The organism is Streptosporangium sp. NPDC049376 (assembly GCF_044466505.1).
In the GTDB taxonomy this organism is placed as follows: Bacteria; Actinomycetota; Actinomycetes; order Streptosporangiales; family Streptosporangiaceae; genus Streptosporangium.
Genome location: NZ_JBITMT010000029.1, coordinates 15,880 through 33,360, shown reverse-complemented (window position 1 = coordinate 33,360; position 17,481 = coordinate 15,880). Strand labels below are relative to the sequence as shown.

The 17,481-nt window shown below is 69.4% G+C and carries 19 protein-coding genes; 9 read left to right on the top strand and 10 right to left on the bottom strand.

Annotated features, from left to right (window positions below; genetic code table 11):
• Positions 1-77 precede the first annotated feature (77 nt).
• Positions 78-704 carry a class I SAM-dependent methyltransferase gene (locus ACIBVQ_RS37535; protein ID WP_399183505.1) on the bottom strand — a complete coding sequence of 209 codons (627 nt, stop codon included), beginning with the start codon at positions 702-704 and terminating at the stop codon, positions 78-80.
• A gap of 12 nt (positions 705-716) precedes the next feature.
• Entirely contained in the window at positions 717-1,694 is a 978-nt protein-coding gene (locus ACIBVQ_RS37530) for a helix-turn-helix transcriptional regulator (protein ID WP_399183503.1), read from the bottom strand.
• A gap of 95 nt (positions 1,695-1,789) precedes the next feature.
• Here ACIBVQ_RS37530 and ACIBVQ_RS37525 point away from each other — a divergent pair, with 95 nt between their 5' ends.
• Both ACIBVQ_RS37525 and ACIBVQ_RS37520 read left to right on the top strand, forming a co-directional pair.
• Positions 1,790-2,398, top strand: a complete 609-nt coding sequence (locus ACIBVQ_RS37525; protein WP_399183501.1) for a TIGR03086 family metal-binding protein — start codon at positions 1,790-1,792, stop codon at positions 2,396-2,398.
• Positions 2,399-2,443: 45 nt separating this feature from the next.
• A complete protein-coding gene (locus ACIBVQ_RS37520; protein ID WP_362911145.1) occupies positions 2,444-3,556 on the top strand; it encodes a winged helix DNA-binding domain-containing protein in 1,113 nt (370 codons plus the stop codon).
• 7 nt (positions 3,557-3,563) lie between these two features.
• Here ACIBVQ_RS37520 and ACIBVQ_RS37515 read toward each other — a convergent pair whose 3' ends face one another.
• Both ACIBVQ_RS37515 and ACIBVQ_RS37510 read right to left on the bottom strand, forming a co-directional pair.
• Positions 3,564-3,947 (bottom strand): peptidase inhibitor family I36 protein, encoded by a 384-nt coding sequence (locus ACIBVQ_RS37515; protein WP_352014775.1) that lies wholly within the window; start codon positions 3,945-3,947, stop codon positions 3,564-3,566.
• A 124-nt stretch (positions 3,948-4,071) separates the two neighbouring features.
• Positions 4,072-4,842, bottom strand: coding sequence for an aminoglycoside adenylyltransferase family protein (locus tag ACIBVQ_RS37510; RefSeq protein ID WP_352014774.1), 771 nt, complete (start codon positions 4,840-4,842; stop codon positions 4,072-4,074).
• Between the two features lie 76 nt (positions 4,843-4,918).
• Here ACIBVQ_RS37510 and ACIBVQ_RS37505 point away from each other — a divergent pair, with 76 nt between their 5' ends.
• Both ACIBVQ_RS37505 and ACIBVQ_RS37500 read left to right on the top strand, forming a co-directional pair.
• Positions 4,919-5,446 (top strand): RNA polymerase sigma factor, encoded by a 528-nt coding sequence (locus tag ACIBVQ_RS37505; protein ID WP_352014773.1) that lies wholly within the window; start codon positions 4,919-4,921, stop codon positions 5,444-5,446.
• 38 nt (positions 5,447-5,484) lie between these two features.
• Positions 5,485-5,946, top strand: a complete 462-nt coding sequence (locus ACIBVQ_RS37500; protein WP_386188915.1) for a peroxiredoxin family protein — start codon at positions 5,485-5,487, stop codon at positions 5,944-5,946.
• A gap of 94 nt (positions 5,947-6,040) precedes the next feature.
• On the opposite strand, the gene ACIBVQ_RS37495 is transcribed toward ACIBVQ_RS37500, so the two are convergent.
• Complete coding sequence (locus ACIBVQ_RS37495; RefSeq protein WP_399183498.1) at positions 6,041-6,628, bottom strand: DUF3995 domain-containing protein; 588 nt, start codon at positions 6,626-6,628, stop codon at positions 6,041-6,043.
• Complete coding sequence (locus ACIBVQ_RS37490) at positions 6,625-7,626, bottom strand: helix-turn-helix transcriptional regulator (protein ID WP_399183496.1); 1,002 nt, start codon at positions 7,624-7,626, stop codon at positions 6,625-6,627. The genes ACIBVQ_RS37495 and ACIBVQ_RS37490 overlap by 4 nt, the downstream gene beginning before the upstream one ends.
• Positions 7,627-7,678: 52 nt before the next feature.
• On the opposite strand from ACIBVQ_RS37490, the gene ACIBVQ_RS37485 reads away from it, so the two are divergent.
• The 3 genes from ACIBVQ_RS37485 to ACIBVQ_RS37475 all read left to right on the top strand — a co-directional run bounded on the left by ACIBVQ_RS37485 (position 7,679) and on the right by ACIBVQ_RS37475 (position 10,158).
• On the top strand, positions 7,679-8,824 hold the full coding sequence (locus ACIBVQ_RS37485; RefSeq protein ID WP_399183494.1) for an epoxide hydrolase family protein: 1,146 nt from the start codon (positions 7,679-7,681) through the stop codon (positions 8,822-8,824).
• Positions 8,825-8,925: 101 nt separating this feature from the next.
• Entirely contained in the window at positions 8,926-9,102 is a 177-nt protein-coding gene (locus ACIBVQ_RS37480) for a hypothetical protein (protein WP_399183492.1), read from the top strand.
• 6 nt (positions 9,103-9,108) lie between these two features.
• Positions 9,109-10,158, top strand: coding sequence for a hypothetical protein (locus ACIBVQ_RS37475; protein ID WP_399183490.1), 1,050 nt, complete (start codon positions 9,109-9,111; stop codon positions 10,156-10,158).
• Here the strand turns inward: ACIBVQ_RS37475 and ACIBVQ_RS37470 are convergent.
• The 3 genes from ACIBVQ_RS37470 to ACIBVQ_RS37460 form a co-directional block, all read right to left on the bottom strand.
• Positions 10,070-10,441 (bottom strand): hypothetical protein, encoded by a 372-nt coding sequence (locus ACIBVQ_RS37470; RefSeq protein WP_399183488.1) that lies wholly within the window; start codon positions 10,439-10,441, stop codon positions 10,070-10,072. The genes ACIBVQ_RS37475 and ACIBVQ_RS37470 overlap by 89 nt on opposite strands.
• Positions 10,438-10,842: a YbaB/EbfC family DNA-binding protein gene (locus ACIBVQ_RS37465; RefSeq protein WP_362780942.1), complete on the bottom strand. Its 405-nt coding sequence runs from the start codon at positions 10,840-10,842 to the stop codon at positions 10,438-10,440. Before ACIBVQ_RS37465 ends, ACIBVQ_RS37470 begins: the two co-directional genes overlap by 4 nt.
• A 160-nt stretch (positions 10,843-11,002) precedes the next feature.
• Positions 11,003-11,980 (bottom strand): GlxA family transcriptional regulator, encoded by a 978-nt coding sequence (locus ACIBVQ_RS37460; protein ID WP_399183486.1) that lies wholly within the window; start codon positions 11,978-11,980, stop codon positions 11,003-11,005.
• Between the two features lie 72 nt (positions 11,981-12,052).
• Between ACIBVQ_RS37460 and ACIBVQ_RS37455 the strand changes: the two genes are divergently transcribed.
• A complete protein-coding gene (locus ACIBVQ_RS37455; protein ID WP_399183484.1) occupies positions 12,053-13,258 on the top strand; it encodes an MFS transporter in 1,206 nt (401 codons plus the stop codon).
• A gap of 126 nt (positions 13,259-13,384) precedes the next feature.
• Here ACIBVQ_RS37455 and ACIBVQ_RS37450 read toward each other — a convergent pair whose 3' ends face one another.
• Positions 13,385-13,588 (bottom strand): DUF397 domain-containing protein, encoded by a 204-nt coding sequence (locus ACIBVQ_RS37450; RefSeq protein WP_352014762.1) that lies wholly within the window; start codon positions 13,586-13,588, stop codon positions 13,385-13,387.
• A 223-nt stretch (positions 13,589-13,811) separates the two neighbouring features.
• Between ACIBVQ_RS37450 and dnaE the strand changes: the two genes are divergently transcribed.
• On the top strand, positions 13,812-17,405 hold the full coding sequence (gene dnaE / locus ACIBVQ_RS37445) for a DNA polymerase III subunit alpha (protein WP_352014761.1): 3,594 nt from the start codon (positions 13,812-13,814) through the stop codon (positions 17,403-17,405).
• The last annotated feature ends 76 nt before the right edge of the window (positions 17,406-17,481 follow it).

Genomic DNA, 17,481 nt, shown 5'->3' with positions numbered 1-17,481 from the left:
TGTGAACGACCTGGGCTGAGCCGGCAGCCCCATGCCTCGAATCCCGAAATATGGCCTTAAGTCTTTTTCTAAGGTGACTAGTGCATCAACAGGTGGCCCCGGCGGAATCGTTCGCCTTCGAGGGGTTCACGGAGCATTCGGCCTATTTCGAGGAATCCGGCGTCGGTGGCCAGTTTCGCGAGGTCGTCGATCGGCCATCGGTAGGCCGTCGTCACCTTGTGGTCGAACGGTGTGACCGGATCGCCCTCTGACTCGAAGAAGCCGAGCAGCAGGTGCCCGCCGGGCGCGAGCACCCGCCGGAACTCGGCGAAGTACGCGGGCACCTCCCTGGGCGGGACGTGGATGATCGAGTACCACGACAGGACGCCCCGCAGCTCGTCGTCGGCCAGGGCCAGGGCGTCCATGGAACCGACCTCGAACCGCATGTCCGGATACGCCTCACGGGCGATGTCGATCATCACCGGTGACAGGTCGACGCCGAAGACGTCCACCCCCAGGTCTCTGAGGTGCGCGGACGTCCGCCCCGGACCACATCCCAGCTCGGCGACGGGGCCGGAGTCCCGTACGAGCTCGGCGAACACGGCGAGCACCGCGCGGTCGAGCGGAAGGGGGTCGAGGTAGTTCCTGGTGAGTTCGGTGTAGAGGACGGCGACGGCGTCGTAGGCGTTCGCCGTCGTGTCGAGGTATGAGGAGGATTCGGCCACGGGCACCAGAGCCTATGAGGCTTCGCCGTCGCCTGGTAGGGCTTCGGCGTAGCGGCGGGCGAGGGTGCGGGTGTGGGTGACGAGTTCGGGTGGCCCGTCGACGCGGAAGTCCATCATCAGCATGCTGAGGTAGACGGCGATGGTCTCCAGGGCGTCGGCACCGGTGACGAGGACGCTGGTGTGGGCGTCGACGGCCTCGACGATGCCGACGGCCGGGTTGATGCGGGCGATCACGGTCTCGGCGGGGGCCAGGACGGTGACACGGGCGTGGACCTTCCAGCCGGTCCGCGCGACCTCGCGCAGGACGAAGGCGACGAGGTCGTCGTCGGGCAGGGAACGGGCGGCGAAGTGGCGGGACGCGGACCGGACACGGGCCAGGCCGGCGACGGGCAACGCCTGCCAGGCGTGCGCGCCGAGGTCGTAGGCGACCAGGAACCAGCGGCGGCGCCAGCTGATCAGGCGGTAGGGCTCCACCTCGGTCTCGGTGCCGTCGCGGGTCACCAGCAGGGTCACGCCGTCACGGATCGCGGCCGCGACGACGGTGAGGATGGCGGCGGGCACCGGGGCGTCCGGCTCGCGGGAGCCGACCGTGGCGGGCCCGACCGCGGTGGCGGAACGCAGGGCGGTCACCTTGCGCTGCAGGTGTCTCGGCAGGATCTGCTGGAGCTTGGCGAGCGCCCGGGTGAGGCTGGCGTCGATGTCCTCGATCCCGGTCGATCCGTCCTCGGCCAGGCCGACGGCCAGCGCGACGGCCACCGCCTCGTCGTCGTCGAGCAGCAACGGAGGCATCTTCGCGCCCTGTCCGAGCCGGTATCCGCCGACCGCCCCGCGTGTGGCGTGCACCGGGTAGCCGAGTTCGCGAAGGCGCTGGACGTCCTGCCGCAGCGTGCGTTCGGCGACACCGAGGCGCTCGGCGAGTTCACGGCCCGTGTGGGACCGGTCCTGCAGCAGGGACAGCAGGCGCAGAACCCGGGCCGTCGTCGAAGCCATTGATCCCTCACCCCCGGCATTAATTAGGCATAAAACTAGCCTAATGGGCTCATAGGCTGATGTCACAGGCAAGGAAGAGACCGAAGGGCAAGATCATGAACGTCACCGTCACCTCCCTGCGGCCCGTCTGGCGTGAGGTGCTGGCCGCCTCGTACCGGGCGCTGGAGAACAGCGTCGCGGGTGTGCGGGACGGCGAATGGGACAACGCGACCCCGTGTGCGGAGTGGACGGTCACCCAGGTGATCCAGCACGCCGCGGGCGACCAGCTCGCCTACGCGAAGATGCTCGGCGTCGGAGACGGTCCGGCCTACGACCCCTTCACGCCCTCAGGAGCCGTCGACGGCACCGCGGCGGAGCTGGTGAGGGACGCCGTCGAGAGGACCGGCGCGGCGTGGGCGGCGGTGCCCGACGACAGCGAGAGCGTCCCGACGCCGCTGCCGCACGGTGAGCTGCCCACCCCGGTCGCCGCGGTGATGTGCGCGCTCGACGCCGCCGTGCACGCGTGGGACATCGCGATCGCCACGGGCAGGCCGTCCCCGCTCGACGACGAGCTCGCGGGCCACCTTCTCGCCGCCGCGCGGGAGATCGTCGAACCGCTGCGCCAGTGGGGGGCCTACGGCCCCGTGGTCGAGGCCGTCGGCGGACCCTCCGCCACCCCGGTCGTCGACGACCTGCTCCGCTACCTCGGCCGTGTCCCGCGCTGACGGTGTGGTGGCGGGATTGTCGGTGGCGAAGGCTACGGTGATCGGGTGGAACTCACCCCTCGGCAGGCGCTCGGCCTGCGGCTGTCCAGCCTGTTGCTCCGCGGGTCGTCCGGCGGCGCGGCGCGGGCGACGACCGTGGCCGAGGTGGTGACCTGGCTCGGAGCGATGCAGGCTCAAGACCTGGCCAGCGGGTTGTGGTCGTTCGGCGCGCGGCTGCCCGAGCACACCGTCACCGACGTCACCGCCGCGCTGGAGCGGCGTGAGGCACTGCGCACGTGGCCGATGCGCGGCACCATCCACTTCGTCCCGCCCCGCGACGCCCGCTGGATGGTCGAGCTGATGGGCGTCCGGGTGCTGAACGGCGCGGCGAGGCGGCGCGAGCAACTCGGCCTCTCGGAGGAGACCGCCGTCCAGGCCATGGAGGTGCTGGGTTCGGCCCTGGCCGGGGGCGGACGGCTGAGCCGGTCGGAGTGCCTGGCCGTGCTGGAGGACAAGGGCATCGACACCGGTGGCCAGCGTGGCTACCACCTGCTGTGGTACGCCAGCCAGCGGGGCGTGCTGTGCATCGCTCCCAACATCGGCAACGAGCAGAGCTTCGTGCTGCTCGACGAGTGGGTTCCCGACCCGCACCGGCCGGAGCGTGACGAGGCGCTGGGCACCGTCGCCCTGCGTTACTTCCGTGGCCGGGGGCCGACCACCAGGCAGGACTTCGCGGGCTGGACCGGCCTGACCGCGGCCGACGCCAAACGCGGCATCGCCGTGGCCGGTGACGCGCTGGCCAGGGTGACCGTCGACGGGGTGGAGACATATGCCGACGCCGCGCTCCTCGACACGGCCCCCACCCCGGCCGGTGACGACGAGGTGCTCGTGCTGCCGGGCTTCGACGAATACCTCCTGGGCTACAAGGACCGTTCGCTCATGGTCGCCGACGAGCACAAGGCGGCCATCATCCCCGGTAACAACGGGGTCTTCCAGGCCACCGTGGTCCGCGCAGGCCGGGTCGTGGCCACCTGGAAACGCACCCTCGTGAAGAACCAGGTGCGGGTCGCCGTCCTGCCGCTCACCCCACTCCACCGAAGCGACCGGGCGGAGGTCGAGCGGGCGTTCGAGCGGTACGCGCGGTTCGTGGAACGCACCCCCGAAGTGCGTTGGCCGTGAGCCGCCGTCACCAGCTGCACCACACATTTCCGCGATATGAGGAGATCTTGTCGTTGGCGGCGGCCCCGACGTTGTCCACCCATTCTCCCGGCCCGACGCCTATCAGGGTCCTACCGCCCCAGTTCGTGTGCTCGTAGAAACACACAGCGTCATTGGTGCGGTTCCAGATGGAACTCGTCAGGTCGTTGATGAATGCGCCGACATTGGCTTTGTCGGTTCCCGGCGTGTTGCTGTAACGGCCTCTGCCGTAGGTGTCGCCGTAAAGGCATACATAACCCTCCGGGCAGTTGTCCCAGTCCATCGCCTTGGCCTGCGCCGGCGTCGCGGTGACCACGGTGGTCATCGTGGACACCGCCATCACCGTGGCGGCCAGAACCCTTCGCTTTCTCACCCGTGTCACTCCCTTTTTTCACCCATGTCGCATGCCGTACGGAGAATCATTTTGCCGATATACGACCGGGGTGTCGTTGACGCCTCCGGTAGTCGTTGTTGACGATTCCTGCACGGCCCGGCCCTCACGGTGAGTTCGGGCGGGGAGAAAGCCGGTCGATCTCGGCGAGCACTTCTTCCGCGTACGGCCCCGCCTGGGTTCTCAGGCCCTCCGGCCAGGTCTCCTCGGAGTAGCGGTGGCCGAGATAGAGGTTCCTGGCGTGCTCCAGGACGCGACGGTGAGACGGCGGGAGGCGGGGCAGAGCCCAGTCCGCGGCGGTGTCCTTCGGCCTGATCTCACCGGTGGCGAGCGTGCTCCAGACCCGGGCGAGGGTCAGCACGACGTTGCGGGTGTCGGTTTCCAGCTCCGCCAGCAGACCGGGCAGGCCCGCCAGGCTCGCCCTGACCAGGTCCGCGTGGGGGACGGGGTCGAGGACCCGCGCCGGTGGCGGGCCGGTCAGCGGGCGGTCACCGGCCAGGACCATGGTGACCAACAGGGCCAGGTCCGGCATCGGCTCCGGCCGGGGAACCGTACCGGCCGTGAACTCCGCACGCAGCCACTCGCCGTACAGGAAGTCACCGGTCGGCGGGAAACGCCACGGGCGGACCTCTGACTGGACGACGACGGTGAGTTCGACCGGCCGGAGCCCGGCGGTGAAACCCGAGAGGCCGAGCAGCCCCCGCAGGAGCGCGCCGCGCTCCCGGTCGTCCATGCTCCGCCGGGAGACGACGAGAACGTCGAGGTCACTGGCCGGTCTGAGGCCGCCGAGCACCGCGGAGCCGTGGAGGTAACCGCCGACGACCCCGGAGCCCAGCACGTCGCCGACCAGACCCACGATCTCCCGAAGTTGGTTCATCCCATCAGTTTCGCGAATCCTTTTCGGACGTCGGAGCCTCTTATGGGGGACGGCCTTTTCCGAAAGGGGGTTCCAGGTGGACGGTGGTTGGGCGAGCGAGCAGCTCATCGAGGCCGCCCAGGGCGGTGACGTGGAGTCGATCGCCGCGGTGGTCTACGGCGCCCACCCGCATGTACGGCGGTTCGCCGAGCACCTGTGCGCGTCCCCGCAGGACGCCGAGGACGCGGCGCAGGAGGCGTTGATCGTCCTGTTCCGCAAGATCGGCTCGTTGCGGGCCTCGGCGGCGCTGGCGTCCTGGATGTTCAGGATCGTCAGGAACGAGTGCGTCCGCCGCGCCCGGCGGCTGCTCGACCACCACGGCGAGGAGGTCGGGGCGGGTCTGGCCGCGTCCGCCGAGGAGGAGGTCCTCCGGCGGCTGGAGGCCGGCCTGCTCGCGCAGGCGATCCAGGAGCTGCCCGACGTCCAGCGCCGTGTCCTGATCATGCGGGACGTGCTGGGCTACCCGGGGCGTACGGTCGCCACCTCGCTCGGCCTGAGCACCCCGGCGATGAAGTCCCACCTGCACCGAGCCCGTACCGCCCTCCGGACCAGCCTGAGGCCGTGACTCCTGAAGACCCCGAACGTTCGAAGGGAAGTTCCACCATGCTCGAAACCGGATCGCCCGCCCCGGAGATGGTGCTCGAAGACACCGTGGGCGACACCGTCCGCCTGTCCGACTACCGGGGCGAGCACGCCGTGCTGCTCTACTTCGTGCGCTCCACCTCGTGCCCTGTCTGCAACAGGAACGTCCAGGACCTCGTCAGGAGCGGCGACGACCTGGAGGCCGAGAACGTCCGCGTCCTCATCGCGGTCCCCGAGAGCAGGCAGCGGGCGGCCACCTGGAAGGCCAGGCAGCGTGTTCCGTTCCCCGTGCTCACCGCCCGCGGCGGCACCCCCCACGAGATGGTCGGTCTCGACAGGAGGGTCTTCGGCGCGATGCAGCGGTCGGGCAGCCTGCTCGTCGACGTCCACGGCGTCATCCGGCACGTCCACAGCGCCACCCTCCCCACCGGCGGCTACGACAGAAAGGGTGTCATGCGGGCCGTACGGTCCCTCGGGGTGTGAGGGTCGGTCGCCCGCGAGGGCGCGGTCGTTGAATCGTTGCCCGGTGACGGTCATCGCCATTGTCCGGTTGGGCATGTTCGTCAAGGGAACGGGACTATCCCAGGCCCCATATCAGGAGCATGACGGAGATCGCCAGCGCGCCGAGGCCGCCGATGATCCCCGCGATCACGGCGTTCCGGCGTTCGGCGACTCCGCGCAGGTGGGCCCGTGCGGCGAGGAGGAAGGCGACCCCTCCGGCCACGAACCACGGTCCCCACAGGTAGGTGTACCAGCGGCTGATCGACCGCAGCTCGGGATCGATGCCGACGACGTTCGTCTCGACGAGAATTCCGTTCACGACGAATCCCGCGCCATGGCAGATGAGCAGGACCCCCGCGCCCCACGCCGTCAGTTGCAGGAGAAGGTTCATGCCGTGCCCCCAGGGACGACGGCGGATGAGCGCCAGGCCCAGCACCGCGCCGACGACCTTGAGCGCACCCGTCACCCACAACGCCGTGATGAAGCCGGAGTCCTGCCTCGCGGCCAATTCGACCAGCTGGGGTGAGAGCGTGGTCGAGGCCCCCGCCAGGCCGATACCGAGCGCCCAGCAGAAACTCGGGACGGCGAAGGCGAATCCCCAGAAGGCGGTGGCATATCCCGGCCATCGTGCCGGATGGCCTGTTGCGTCAAGGCTCAGACTCATGACGGCGATTCTGCTTGATCCTTTGACGCCGTCGGCGGCCGGGGGCCGTACCGGGTCGCCTCGCTGAGGCGGGCGGCGAGGGCGTGGATGTGCCGGACGAGTTCGGGAGGGTCGTGCACCTCGAAGGGGACACCGAGCCCCGCGACCCACATGGCCAGCTCGTCCAGGGAGTTCGACCCGGTGCTGAGGACACACGTGTCGTCACCGGTCGGCTCGACCACCGCGATCGTCGGCGGCATCCGGGCGGCGATGACGTCGGCCGGGGCGTGCACCGTGAACCGGCCGCGGTAGCGGTACGGATTGACGGAGATCCGTTCCGCGACGTACTGGACGAGGTCGGTGCCGGGCGGCTCGCGGGGCGTGAAACGCGGCCCGTTCGGGGTGCGCAGCCGCAGCCGGTCGATGCGGAACGTGCGCCAGTCGCCCCGGCCGGTGTCCCACGCCACCAGATACCACCGGCGCCCCGAGTTGACCAGCCGGTACGGCTCGGCCGCACGACGGTCCTCGGTGCCGTCGTGGGAGCGGTAGTCGAATCGCAGGCTCTCCCGGGCACGGACGGCGGCGGCGATCGCGGTGAGCGTGGCCGGGTCCACGGCGGAGGCCCGGTCCGTCAGCGGGACCGTGACCGACCGCAGGTCGCCGACGCGGTTCCTCAGCCGGGCGGGAAGAACCTGTTCCAGCTTGGCCAGGGCGCGGACGGAGGTCTCCTCGATGCCCGTCACCCCGGAGACGGCGGCGGTGCCGAGCCCGATGGCGACCGCGACCGCCTCCTCGTCGTCGAGCAGCAGCGGAGGAAGCCCGGCCCCCGCCCCGAGCCGGTAGCCGGGGGCGCCCGCGGTGGCGTGCACGACGTATCCGAGGTCGCGGAGGCGTTCGACATCGCGGCGGACCGTGCGGGATGAGACGCCGAGCCGTACGGCCAGTTCGGTGCCCGACCAGTCCCTGGGGGTCTGCAACAACGAAAGCAACCGCAACAGCCGCGCCGATGTCTCCAACATGACGTCCAGCCTAGGACCGAAGCTGTCCTAGGCGCTGCCTACGGTGAGAGGCATGAACAACGACCTGCGAATCCACCCGTTCCAGATCGACATCCCGCAGACCCGGCTGGACGACCTGCGCGGTCGGCTCGCGGCGACCCGCTGGCCGGACGAACTGCCCGGTGTGGGCTGGTCGTACGGGGTTCCCGTCGCCTATGCGCGCAAGCTGGCCGACTACTGGCGCACCGGTTTCGACTGGCGTGCCGCCGAGGCGCGGCTGAACGCGTTCCCGCAGTTCACGACGGAGGTCGACGGGCAGAACATCCACTTCCTGCACGCCCGCTCACCCGAACCCGACGCTCTTCCGCTGATCATCACGCACGGCTGGCCGGGCTCGGTCGCCGAGTTCATGAAGATCATCGGCCCGCTGACCGACCCGGTGTCGTACGGCGGCGCCCGGTCCGACGCCTTCCACGTCGTGGCCCCGTCCATCCCCGGCTTCGGCTTCTCCGGCCCGACCACCGAGACCGGCTGGGACCTGCGGCGCGTCGCGCGGGCCTGGGCGGAGCTGATGGACCGGCTCGGCTACCGGCGCTACGGCGCGCAGGGCGGCGACAGCGGCGCGGTCATCTCGCCGATGCTGGGCCGTACCGCTCCGGAGAACGTCGTCGGCGTGCACGTCAACGGCGCGCTCGGCTTCCCGACCGGCGACCCGGCCGAGTTCGTGGGCCTCACCCCTGAGGAACTCGCCCGTCTCGGCCAGTACCAGAACCAGGACCAGGCCGGTTACGCGATCATCCAGGCGACCCGGCCGCAGACCCTCGCCTTCGGGCTGCACGACTCACCCGCGGCGCAGCTGACGTGGATCGTGGAGAAGTTCAAGGAGTGGACCGACCCGGCCCACGAACTCCCCGAGGACGCGGTGGACATCGACCAGTTGCTCACCGACGTGAGCGTCTACTGGTTCACCGGGACCGCGGCCTCGGCCGCCCGCCTCTACAAGGAGGAGCAGAAGAGCTGGGGCGCGGCGGCCGAGCACTCGGCGCTGCCCCACGGGGTGGCGGTCTTCCCAGGCGACGCGGGGGTCAGGCGGATCGCGGAACGCGAGCACAACGTCGTGCACTGGTCGGAGTTCTCCAGAGGCGGCCACTTCGCCGCGATGGAGGCCCCCGACCTTCTGACGGAGGACATCAGGACCTTCTTCCGCCCCCTGCGCTGACTTGGCCCTTCCCTTCGGAACCACGGCTCAGGCGGGGAAGGAGCCTTCCAAGGTCTCCGGTGGCGTGGATCATGGACGGCCGATCCAGTAGGCTCCACGCGATGTCCGAGAGGCCCGAATCATCCCTGATCGCTGACCGTGTGCGTGCCGAGGCGCGTTCGGAGGCCGGAAGGTCGGTCGTCGCGATCGACGCGTCCTTCGACCCGGACGGCGTGGTCGGCTCCCGGCGGAACAGCGCGGAGGGCCCGTCGGGCGTCCGCGGCCCGAACGACCGCTGAGCGTCGATGTCCCTCCAGTTACCGCAGGCGCTGGCGGCCCCGCTCGCCTGGACCGGTGTGGCGGCGTGGCCGGAGGGGTTCGACGAGGACCTCCTGCACGCGGAGGGCACGCGGTACACGGCGATGGCCGCCCGGTTGCGGGGCTCGGTCCGCGACACCGACGCGTACGCGAGCCAGGTGTGGCGGGACAACACCGGCGACGGGGTGGACGCCTACCGCTCGTGGATGGCGGAGAACGCGCCCGCCGACCGGGCGAACCGGCTGGCCGACGCCGCCGAGCTGGTGGGCCTGGCCCTCCTGACGGCGGCCGTGGCCACGCTGCTGTGGAAGCTGGGGGTGATCGCCCAGCTCGTCGCGCTGGTGGTCGTCGCAGCCCGAGCCGTGGCCTCGCCGGCGACGCTGCCCGCGGCCGTCGCCAGGACCCGCCGAGCCCTGCGCACGCTGCTGGACGACATCGTCCGCTTCCTCTCGCGCGGCGTGGTCGAACCGATGAGGCGCGCCATGGCGCTGCTGCGCACCGGCGCGGGCCGGCTGCGTGGGCGGCCCGCGGACTGGGACCCGCTCAGGGCGGCGGCCAACCGCGAGGTGAACATCTCGGCGATCCGGCCGCGTCCCGGCTTCCGAGGCTCGCCCTTCCGTAACAGCACCCGGCCGGTGTGGCGGCGGGACAGCGAACCCGTCTACCGGTCGGACACCCGGCATCCCGACGAGATCTTCTCCGCGGGCTTCCGGCCGAAGAACCCGCACAACACCGACCTGAACGGATACGTCGAGCACCTGGACCCGAGTTCACGCCAGACCGCCTACGTCAGCACCAGCTACTCCGACAGGATCCATCTCCAGTGGCACGAGTACGGTCGCCAGGGCTGGGTGTACGACATCCGAACCCCCGGCGGCACCGGTCTCCGCCTGCCGAACTCCAGCTACGACGAGGTCGTCTTCCCCGGTGGGGTCTCCCCGGAGTACGTCATGCGGGCCAGGCCGTACCAGGTGTCCCGTAAGGGCGATGTGACGGTGGGGGACTGGCTGGAGAACCCCCACGCGAAGCCTGGCTGACGGCCTCCTCGCTGAGGCTCTCCGCCCGCCGGTAGCCGGCGTCCATCCGGCCGAGCGCCTGCCCGGCGTCGCCCAGGTCGGCCACGACCGACTCCAGCGACTCGGTGATCGCGCCGAGCGTCCGGCCCAGGAGGTCGCCCAGCAGCCCGCCGACGGGCCCGGAACCGAACGCGGCCGTCGAGGACCCGAGGTCGCGCCCCTGGGCGGCCAGATCTCCGCCCACGCCGCCGAGTCCGCCGGACGCCGTACGGAGGCTGGGTGAGCGGACCTCAAGGGGCTTCATCCGCGTCCTTCGATCCGGCGGGCCAGCTCGCCGATCTCCTCCACGAAGAGGTTCATCCTCCGCATCGACTCCTCCTGGACGGTGCCCAGCGTCTCCGTCAGCCCCGTCACGTCCACCGCCCCGTGACGGGCGTCGAGGTTCGAGCGCAGGTCGTTGAGCGCGGCGTTGACGGCGTGCACGACCTGGTCGCACAGCTCCTGCAGGCCCATCCGCATGACCCGGGGGTCGGCCCTCAGCGAGCTGAGCAGGCCGTCCGGCGAGACCTCGGCGACGATCCGCCCGTCCGCGGCCGTTCCCCTCCCACCCGGGGGCTCGTCCTCGGACGGCGGCCGGTCGGCCGCGTCGAGCGCCCGGCGGGCCTCCTCCAGGAACCGGTCGAAGTCCTCGAAACCCGCTGTCATGAACCATCACCATAAGGACGGCGCCCTACGACAGGCCGTCGCCCGGATGAACGACCTCCAACGTGCCGCTTACCGGCCCGCTGCCGCCCGAGGGCTCCTTGGACGACGCTCTCCCGTTGGCGCACCGGCCACCGCGCGTCCTGGTCCGCGCCGTACGGCGTCAGCGGAAGGAACGGCGGTAGGCGGCAGGGGTGGTTCGCAGGGCGCTGTGGAAACGGCGGCGGAGGTTGACCGCCGAGGAGAGGCCGACGCGGGTGGCGATGGTCTCGACGGGCAGGTCGGTCTCCTCAAGCAGGGCGCGGGTTGCGGCCAGGCGGCGTTCCAGCAGCCAGCGGGCCGGGGGGACGCCGAGCTGGTCGGCGAACTGCCGGGTGAGGGTCCGGGGGGAGACGCCCGAGTAGGCGGCCATGTCCTCGACGGTGATCGGGTCGTGCAGGCGCGAGAGCAGCCATTCGAGCAGGGGCGCCAGGGGAGCCGGCATGGGGCCGGTGGTCGGCAGGGGAGGGTACTGCCGCTGGCAGCCCTCGCGGTGCGGACCGGCGGCGAGCTGACGGCCGATGCGCATGGCGTGGGCGGCGCCGTACTCCTGGAGGACCTGGTGGAGACAGAGGTCGAGGGTGGCGGCCGAGGCTCCGGCGGTGGCGACGTCGCCGTGGTCGACGTAGATGATGGTGTCGTCGAGGATGATGCGGGGGTGGCGGGCGGCGAGTTCGCGGGAGAGTTCCCAGTGGACGGAGGCCCGGCGGCCGTCCAGGAGCCCCAGGGTGGCGGGGACGAAGATCCCGGAGCCGACGGCGACGATGCGGGCGCCTCGTGCGTGGGCCTGGGACACCGCGCGGAGTACGGCGGGCGAGGGGGTGAGAGCCCAGCTCCAGCCCGCGATGATCACGGTCTTGGCGTCCTCGACGGCCTCCAGTCCGCTGTCGACCTGGATGGGGACGCCGAGGGTGGTGGGCAGGGAGCCGGGGTGCTCGGCGCACAGGCTGAAGCTGTAGTGCTGGGGGATCGCCGAGCCGTGGTAGCCGAAGACGGCCGAGGCGGAGGTGACCGGGTAGAGCTCCTGCTTCGGAGCGACCAGGGCGACCACACGATGCAGGCTGAGAGAGGCCGGGGGTGGTTCCGGGCAGTCCAGGGACATGGCTCAAATGTACCCAATGATGTCATTCGGGACACCGGCGCCCTGGATTGGAGAAACTCAGAATGAGGATTTATGTGGACGAGGAACTTCAGCCTCTACTTCGGAGCCCGTACGATCTCACTGCTCGGCGACGCGATGATGCCCGTCGCCTCGGCGCTGGCGGTCGGAGAAGTCTACGGGATCGCGGGTGTCGGCTACACGCTCGCGATCTGGACCACGTCAGCCGTGCTGGTCATGCTGTTCGGCGGGGTCTTCGCCGACCGGATCGGCGCCCGGCGCCTGATGATCGGCGCGGACGCGCTCAGGGTCGTCACCCAGGGATGCGTGGCCGTCGCCTTCCTGGACGGCGCCCCGCCGCTCGCCCTGCTGCTGACGATGGCGTTCTTCTCCGGCATCGGCGCCGGGACGTTCGAACCGTGCATCAACGGCATGGTCCCCCTGGTCGCGAAGGACCCGCAACGGGCCAACGCGACACTGAAGATCGCCGAGGCGATCACCCAGCTGGCGGGTCCCGCGCTGGCCGGAGTCCTCATCGTCGCCACCGGCCCGGTCTTCGTCTACACGGTCGACGCCGCGACCTTCCTCGTCAGCGGGGTGGCCCTGCTGCTGATCCGGGTCGCCGTACCCAAGCCGGGCCCCTCCAACGTGCTGGGCGACCTGCGCAGGGGCTGGGAGGAGTTCAGGGCCATGAACTGGATGTGGTCGACCATCCTGGTCTGGGTCTTCTGGGGCGTTCTGGTGATCGGGCCGTACGTGCCGCTGTCGTCGCAGGTCATCGGGGCCGACTACGGCTGGGTGATGGCGGCGCTCGGCCTCGGCACCGTACTGGGCGGGCTGGTGGCGATCAGGCTCAGACCGGCCAAGCCGCTGGCCGCCGGGGCGACGGCACTGAGCGGCTACATGGCCGCGCCCCTGTCGGTCGCGCTCGGGCTGCCGCTGCCGATGCTGATGGCCGGGCACCTGGTCGGCGGGGTCGCGATGGCGTTCTGGTCGGTGATGTGGTCGACCAGCGTCCAGACGAAGGTCGCACCGGACGTGATGAACCGGGTCAACGCCTACCAGGTGGCCGGGTCGGTCTCGGGCATGGCGGTCGGGCAGGCGATCGCCGGTCCGGTCACCACGCTGATCGAACCGCGCACCTTCATCATGGGGTCCGCCCTGGTGACGCTGGGCGTGGCGGCGGCGCTCCTGCTGATCAGGCCGATCAGGCAGCTCGGCCGGGCCCCCGAGGAGACCGGCGGCCCGTCGATCGTGGCCCCGGCCGAGTCGCTGACGTAGCAGGTGCCCCGGGAGGACCGGGCCATCGTGGTACGCGGGGGCGCCCACGGTGGCCCGCGGTGGTCCGCGGTGGCCCGGGGTACGGCCCGCTGTTCGGCCGGAACCCGGCGAAGACGTTGTCGCCGATCAGAAATCGAACGTTCCAATTTTCACGTGGCCTATGAAGGCGTCCCATCCGGAGACACCGAAGGCCAGGGCCGGGCCGGAGGGATCTTTGCTGTCGCGGACGGCCACCAGGCCGGGGAGGTTCACGGCGACCTCGACACAGTCGTCGTGGGTGCCGCTGAGACTGCTCTTGTGGAACTCGGCGCCGGTCAGATCGGGAATCATGGGGGCTCCTTGCCTTAGGGCGGGCGGTCTGGTCCTCACTCTGCGAGGTGGTCCCGACACGCGCAAGACCTCCATGTCGTATGGGCATACCGGGGCTCATGGAAGGGCGGGGCCGGACATACAAGTCGATCATGCGCTTCCGGGAGTAACAAGGGTCACCCACTGAGCCGCGTCGATAAGGTTGGGGCACCGACCGCTCGACCCCGAAAGGCCAAGATCAACCGTGGCTGATTCGTTCGTGCACCTGCATGTTCACACTGAGTACTCCATGCTGGACGGCGCGGCGAAGATCGGGAAGATGGCCGATCGGGTCAGTCAGCTCGGCATGCCCGCCATCGCGATGAGCGACCACGGCAACCTGTTCGGCAGCTACGAGTTCAACAAGAAGGTCACCGGCGCCGGGATCAAGCCGATCATCGGGATCGAGGGCTACGTGAGCCCCGAGTCCCGCTTCCACAAGAAGCCCGTCTTCTGGGGAGAGCCGCACCAGCGCAAGTTCGACGAGCAGCGCGGGGTCGGCGGTGACGTGTCGGCGTCAGGCACCTACCTGCACAAGACGATGTGGGCCTACAACGCCCAGGGCCTGAAGAACCTCTTCAAGATCTCTTCGCTGGCCTCGCTCGAAGGCCACATGAAGAAGTACCCCCGCATGGACGACGAGCTGTTCGACCAGTACCACGAGGGGATCATCGCGACGACCGGCTGCCCGTCCGGCGCGGTCCAGACACGGCTGCGGCTGGGCCAGTTCGACAAGGCGCTGGAGCACGCGGCGAAGTACCAGGAGATCTTCGGCAAGGAGAACTACTTCCTGGAGCTGATGGACCACGGGAAGATCCTCATCGAGACCTGCGTCCGCGACCAGCTTCTGGAGATCGGCAGGATACTCAACATCCCGCCGCTGGTCACCAACGACTCCCACTACGTCACCGAGGACCAGGCGACCGCCCACGACGCGCTGCTGTGCGTCGGCACCAACTCCCAGATCGACGCGCCCGACCGTTTCCGCTTCTCCGGAGCCGGTTACTACATCCGCTCCGCCGAGGAGATGCGCGGACTCGACCACGACGAGCTGTGGAGGCAGGGCTGCGACAACACCCTGCTGATCGCCGAACGGGTCGAGTCCTACGAAGAGGTGTTCGCCCACCGGGACCTCGCCGCCAAGTTCCCCGTCCCCGAAGGGGAGACGGAGATGAGCTGGCTGCGCAAGGAGTGCGCCCGCGGCGCCGTGCGCCGGTTCGGGGACCCGGTCCCCGCCGAGGTCCTCGAACGCATCGAGTACGAGCTCGGCGTGATCGAGACGATGGGCTTCCCCGGCTACTTCCTCGTCGTCGCCGACATCTGCCAGTACGCCCGCGACAACGGCATCTGGGTCGGCCCCGGACGAGGTTCGGCCACCGGGTCGATGGTCGCCTACGTCACCGGCATCACCGAACTCGACCCCATCGAGCACCAGCTGCTGTTCGAGCGGTTCCTCAACCCCGAACGAATCTCGATGCCCGACGTCGACCTGGACTTCGACGAGCGTCGGCGCGGTGACATGATCCGCTATGTCACGGAGCGGTACGGCGAGGACAACGTCTCGCTGATCATCACCTACATGACGATCAAGTCGAAGGCGGCCGTGAAGGACGCGGGGCGCGTCCTGGGCTACCCCTTCGCCGTCGGCGAGAAGATCACCAAGGCGTTCCCGCCCGCCGTCATGGGCAAGGAGATCCCGCTCAGCGGCATCTTCGACAAGGACCACCCCCGATACGCCGAGGCCAGCGAACTCCGCAAGCTGTACGAGGAGGACGCCGACGTCAAGAAGGTCATCGAGACCGCGCTCGGCCTTGAGGGGCTGACCCGGGGCACCGGTGTCCACGCCGCCGGCGTCATCCTGTCGTCCCAGCCGCTGGTCGACGTCATGCCGATCTTCATGCGGCAGGACGACGGCGCCCGCATCACCGGCTTCGACGGGCCGTCCAGCGAGAGCATGGGCGCGCTCAAGATGGACTTCCTGGGCCTGCGCAACCTCACCGTGCTCGGGGACGCGGTCGAGAACATCAAGGCCAACCGCGGCATCGAACTCGACATGCTCAAGGTGCCGCTGGACGACAAGAAGGCCTACGAGCTGCTGGCCGCCGGGTGGACGCTGGGCGTGTTCCAGCTCGACTCGTCCATGATGCGCGACCTCACCAAGCTGATCGCCCCCACGGAGTTCGAGGACGTCTCGTCGATCCTCGCGCTGGGACGTCCCGGACCCATGGGCGCGAACGCGCACGTCAACTACGCGCTGCGCAAGGCGGGGACGCAGAAGGTCGAGCCGATCCACCCCGACCTCAAGGACGCCCTGGAGCCGATCCTCGGCAACACCTACCACCTGGTGGTCTACCAGGAGCAGGTCATGGCCATCGCCCAGCAGCTCGCCGGCTACACCCTCGGCGGCGCCGACATCCTCCGGCGCGCGATGGGCAAGAAGAAGAAGGAGGAGATGGACAAACAGTGGGCCACGTTCTCCTCCGGCATGATCAGTAAGGGTTTCACCGAGGAACACGCCAAGGCTGTCTGGGACGTCCTCGAACCCTTCAGCTCCTACGGCTTCAACAAGTCCCACACCGCCGGGTATGGACTCGTCTCCTACTGGACCGCCTATCTGAAGGCCAACTACCCCGCCGAGTACATGGCGGCGCTCCTGACCTCGGTCGGCACGAACAAGGACCGCATGGCCATCTACCTGGCCGAATGCCGCCGGATGAAGGTCAGGGTCCTGCCGCCGTCGGTCAACGAGTCCAACCTCCGGTTCTCCGCCGTCGGCGAGGACGTCCGGTTCGGCCTCGGCGCCATTCAGAACGTCGGCGACGGCCCCATCCAGGGGATCATCTCGGCCCGCAAGGAACACGGGAAGTACACCGATTTCAATGACTTCCTGACCAAGGTCCCCGTCCAGGTCTGCAACAAGCGCACGATCGAATCACTGATCAAGGCCGGAGCCTTCGACGACCTCGACCACCCGCGATTCGGGCTCGTCATGGTCCACGAACAGGCCATCGACTCCGTCATCGACGTCAAGAAGAAGGAGGCGATGGGGCAGGACTCCCTGTTCGGCGCCTTCGAGGACTCCGGTGACGGTGACGCGGCCTTCGCCGTCGTCGTCCCGCCGAACGAGTGGGACAAGAAGACCAAGCTCGCCTTCGAGCGCGAAATGCTCGGCCTCTACGTCTCCGACCACCCTCTCAACGGCGCGGAACGCGTTCTGGAGAAGAACCGCACCCACTCGATCGCGCAGGTCCTCAACGGCGACGCCGACCGGGAACGCGGTGAGATCAAGATCTCCGGCATCATCTCCGGCGTCGAGAAGAAGGTCACCAAACAGGGCAACGTCTGGGCCATCCTCAAGATCGAGGACCACGACGGCAGCCTTGAGGTCCCCTGTTTCCCGACCACCTACCAGCTCTACGGCGACAACCTCGCCCCCGACCTCGTCGTCGCGTGCACCGGCAAGATCCGTATCCGGGAGAACGGCGAGGACGCCAGCGTCAGCTTCAACGCCGTCGCCTTCGAGTTCCTCGACATCTCCAAGGTCCCCCAGCCCGGCGACAAGGACCCGATCGTCATCTCCCTCCAGGAGAGCAAGATCGACCGAAAGCTCGTCGACGAGCTGAAGCAGATGTTCCGGACCCACAAGGGCGACACCCCGGTCCAGTTCATGGTCGAACGGCTCAACCGGCGCAAGGTCCTCGTCGGTCTCGCCCCGGAGTACAAGGTCAACCTCGCCAACGGCGCCTTCGCCGGAGACCTCAAGGTCCTCCTGGGCCCCAACGCCCTGGCCGACTACTGACCCTTGACCGGCCTGGCCTCCTCGGTTCGCTGAGGAGGCCGTACGGCCTGCGTGCTTCGACGGCGTCCCATCCGGC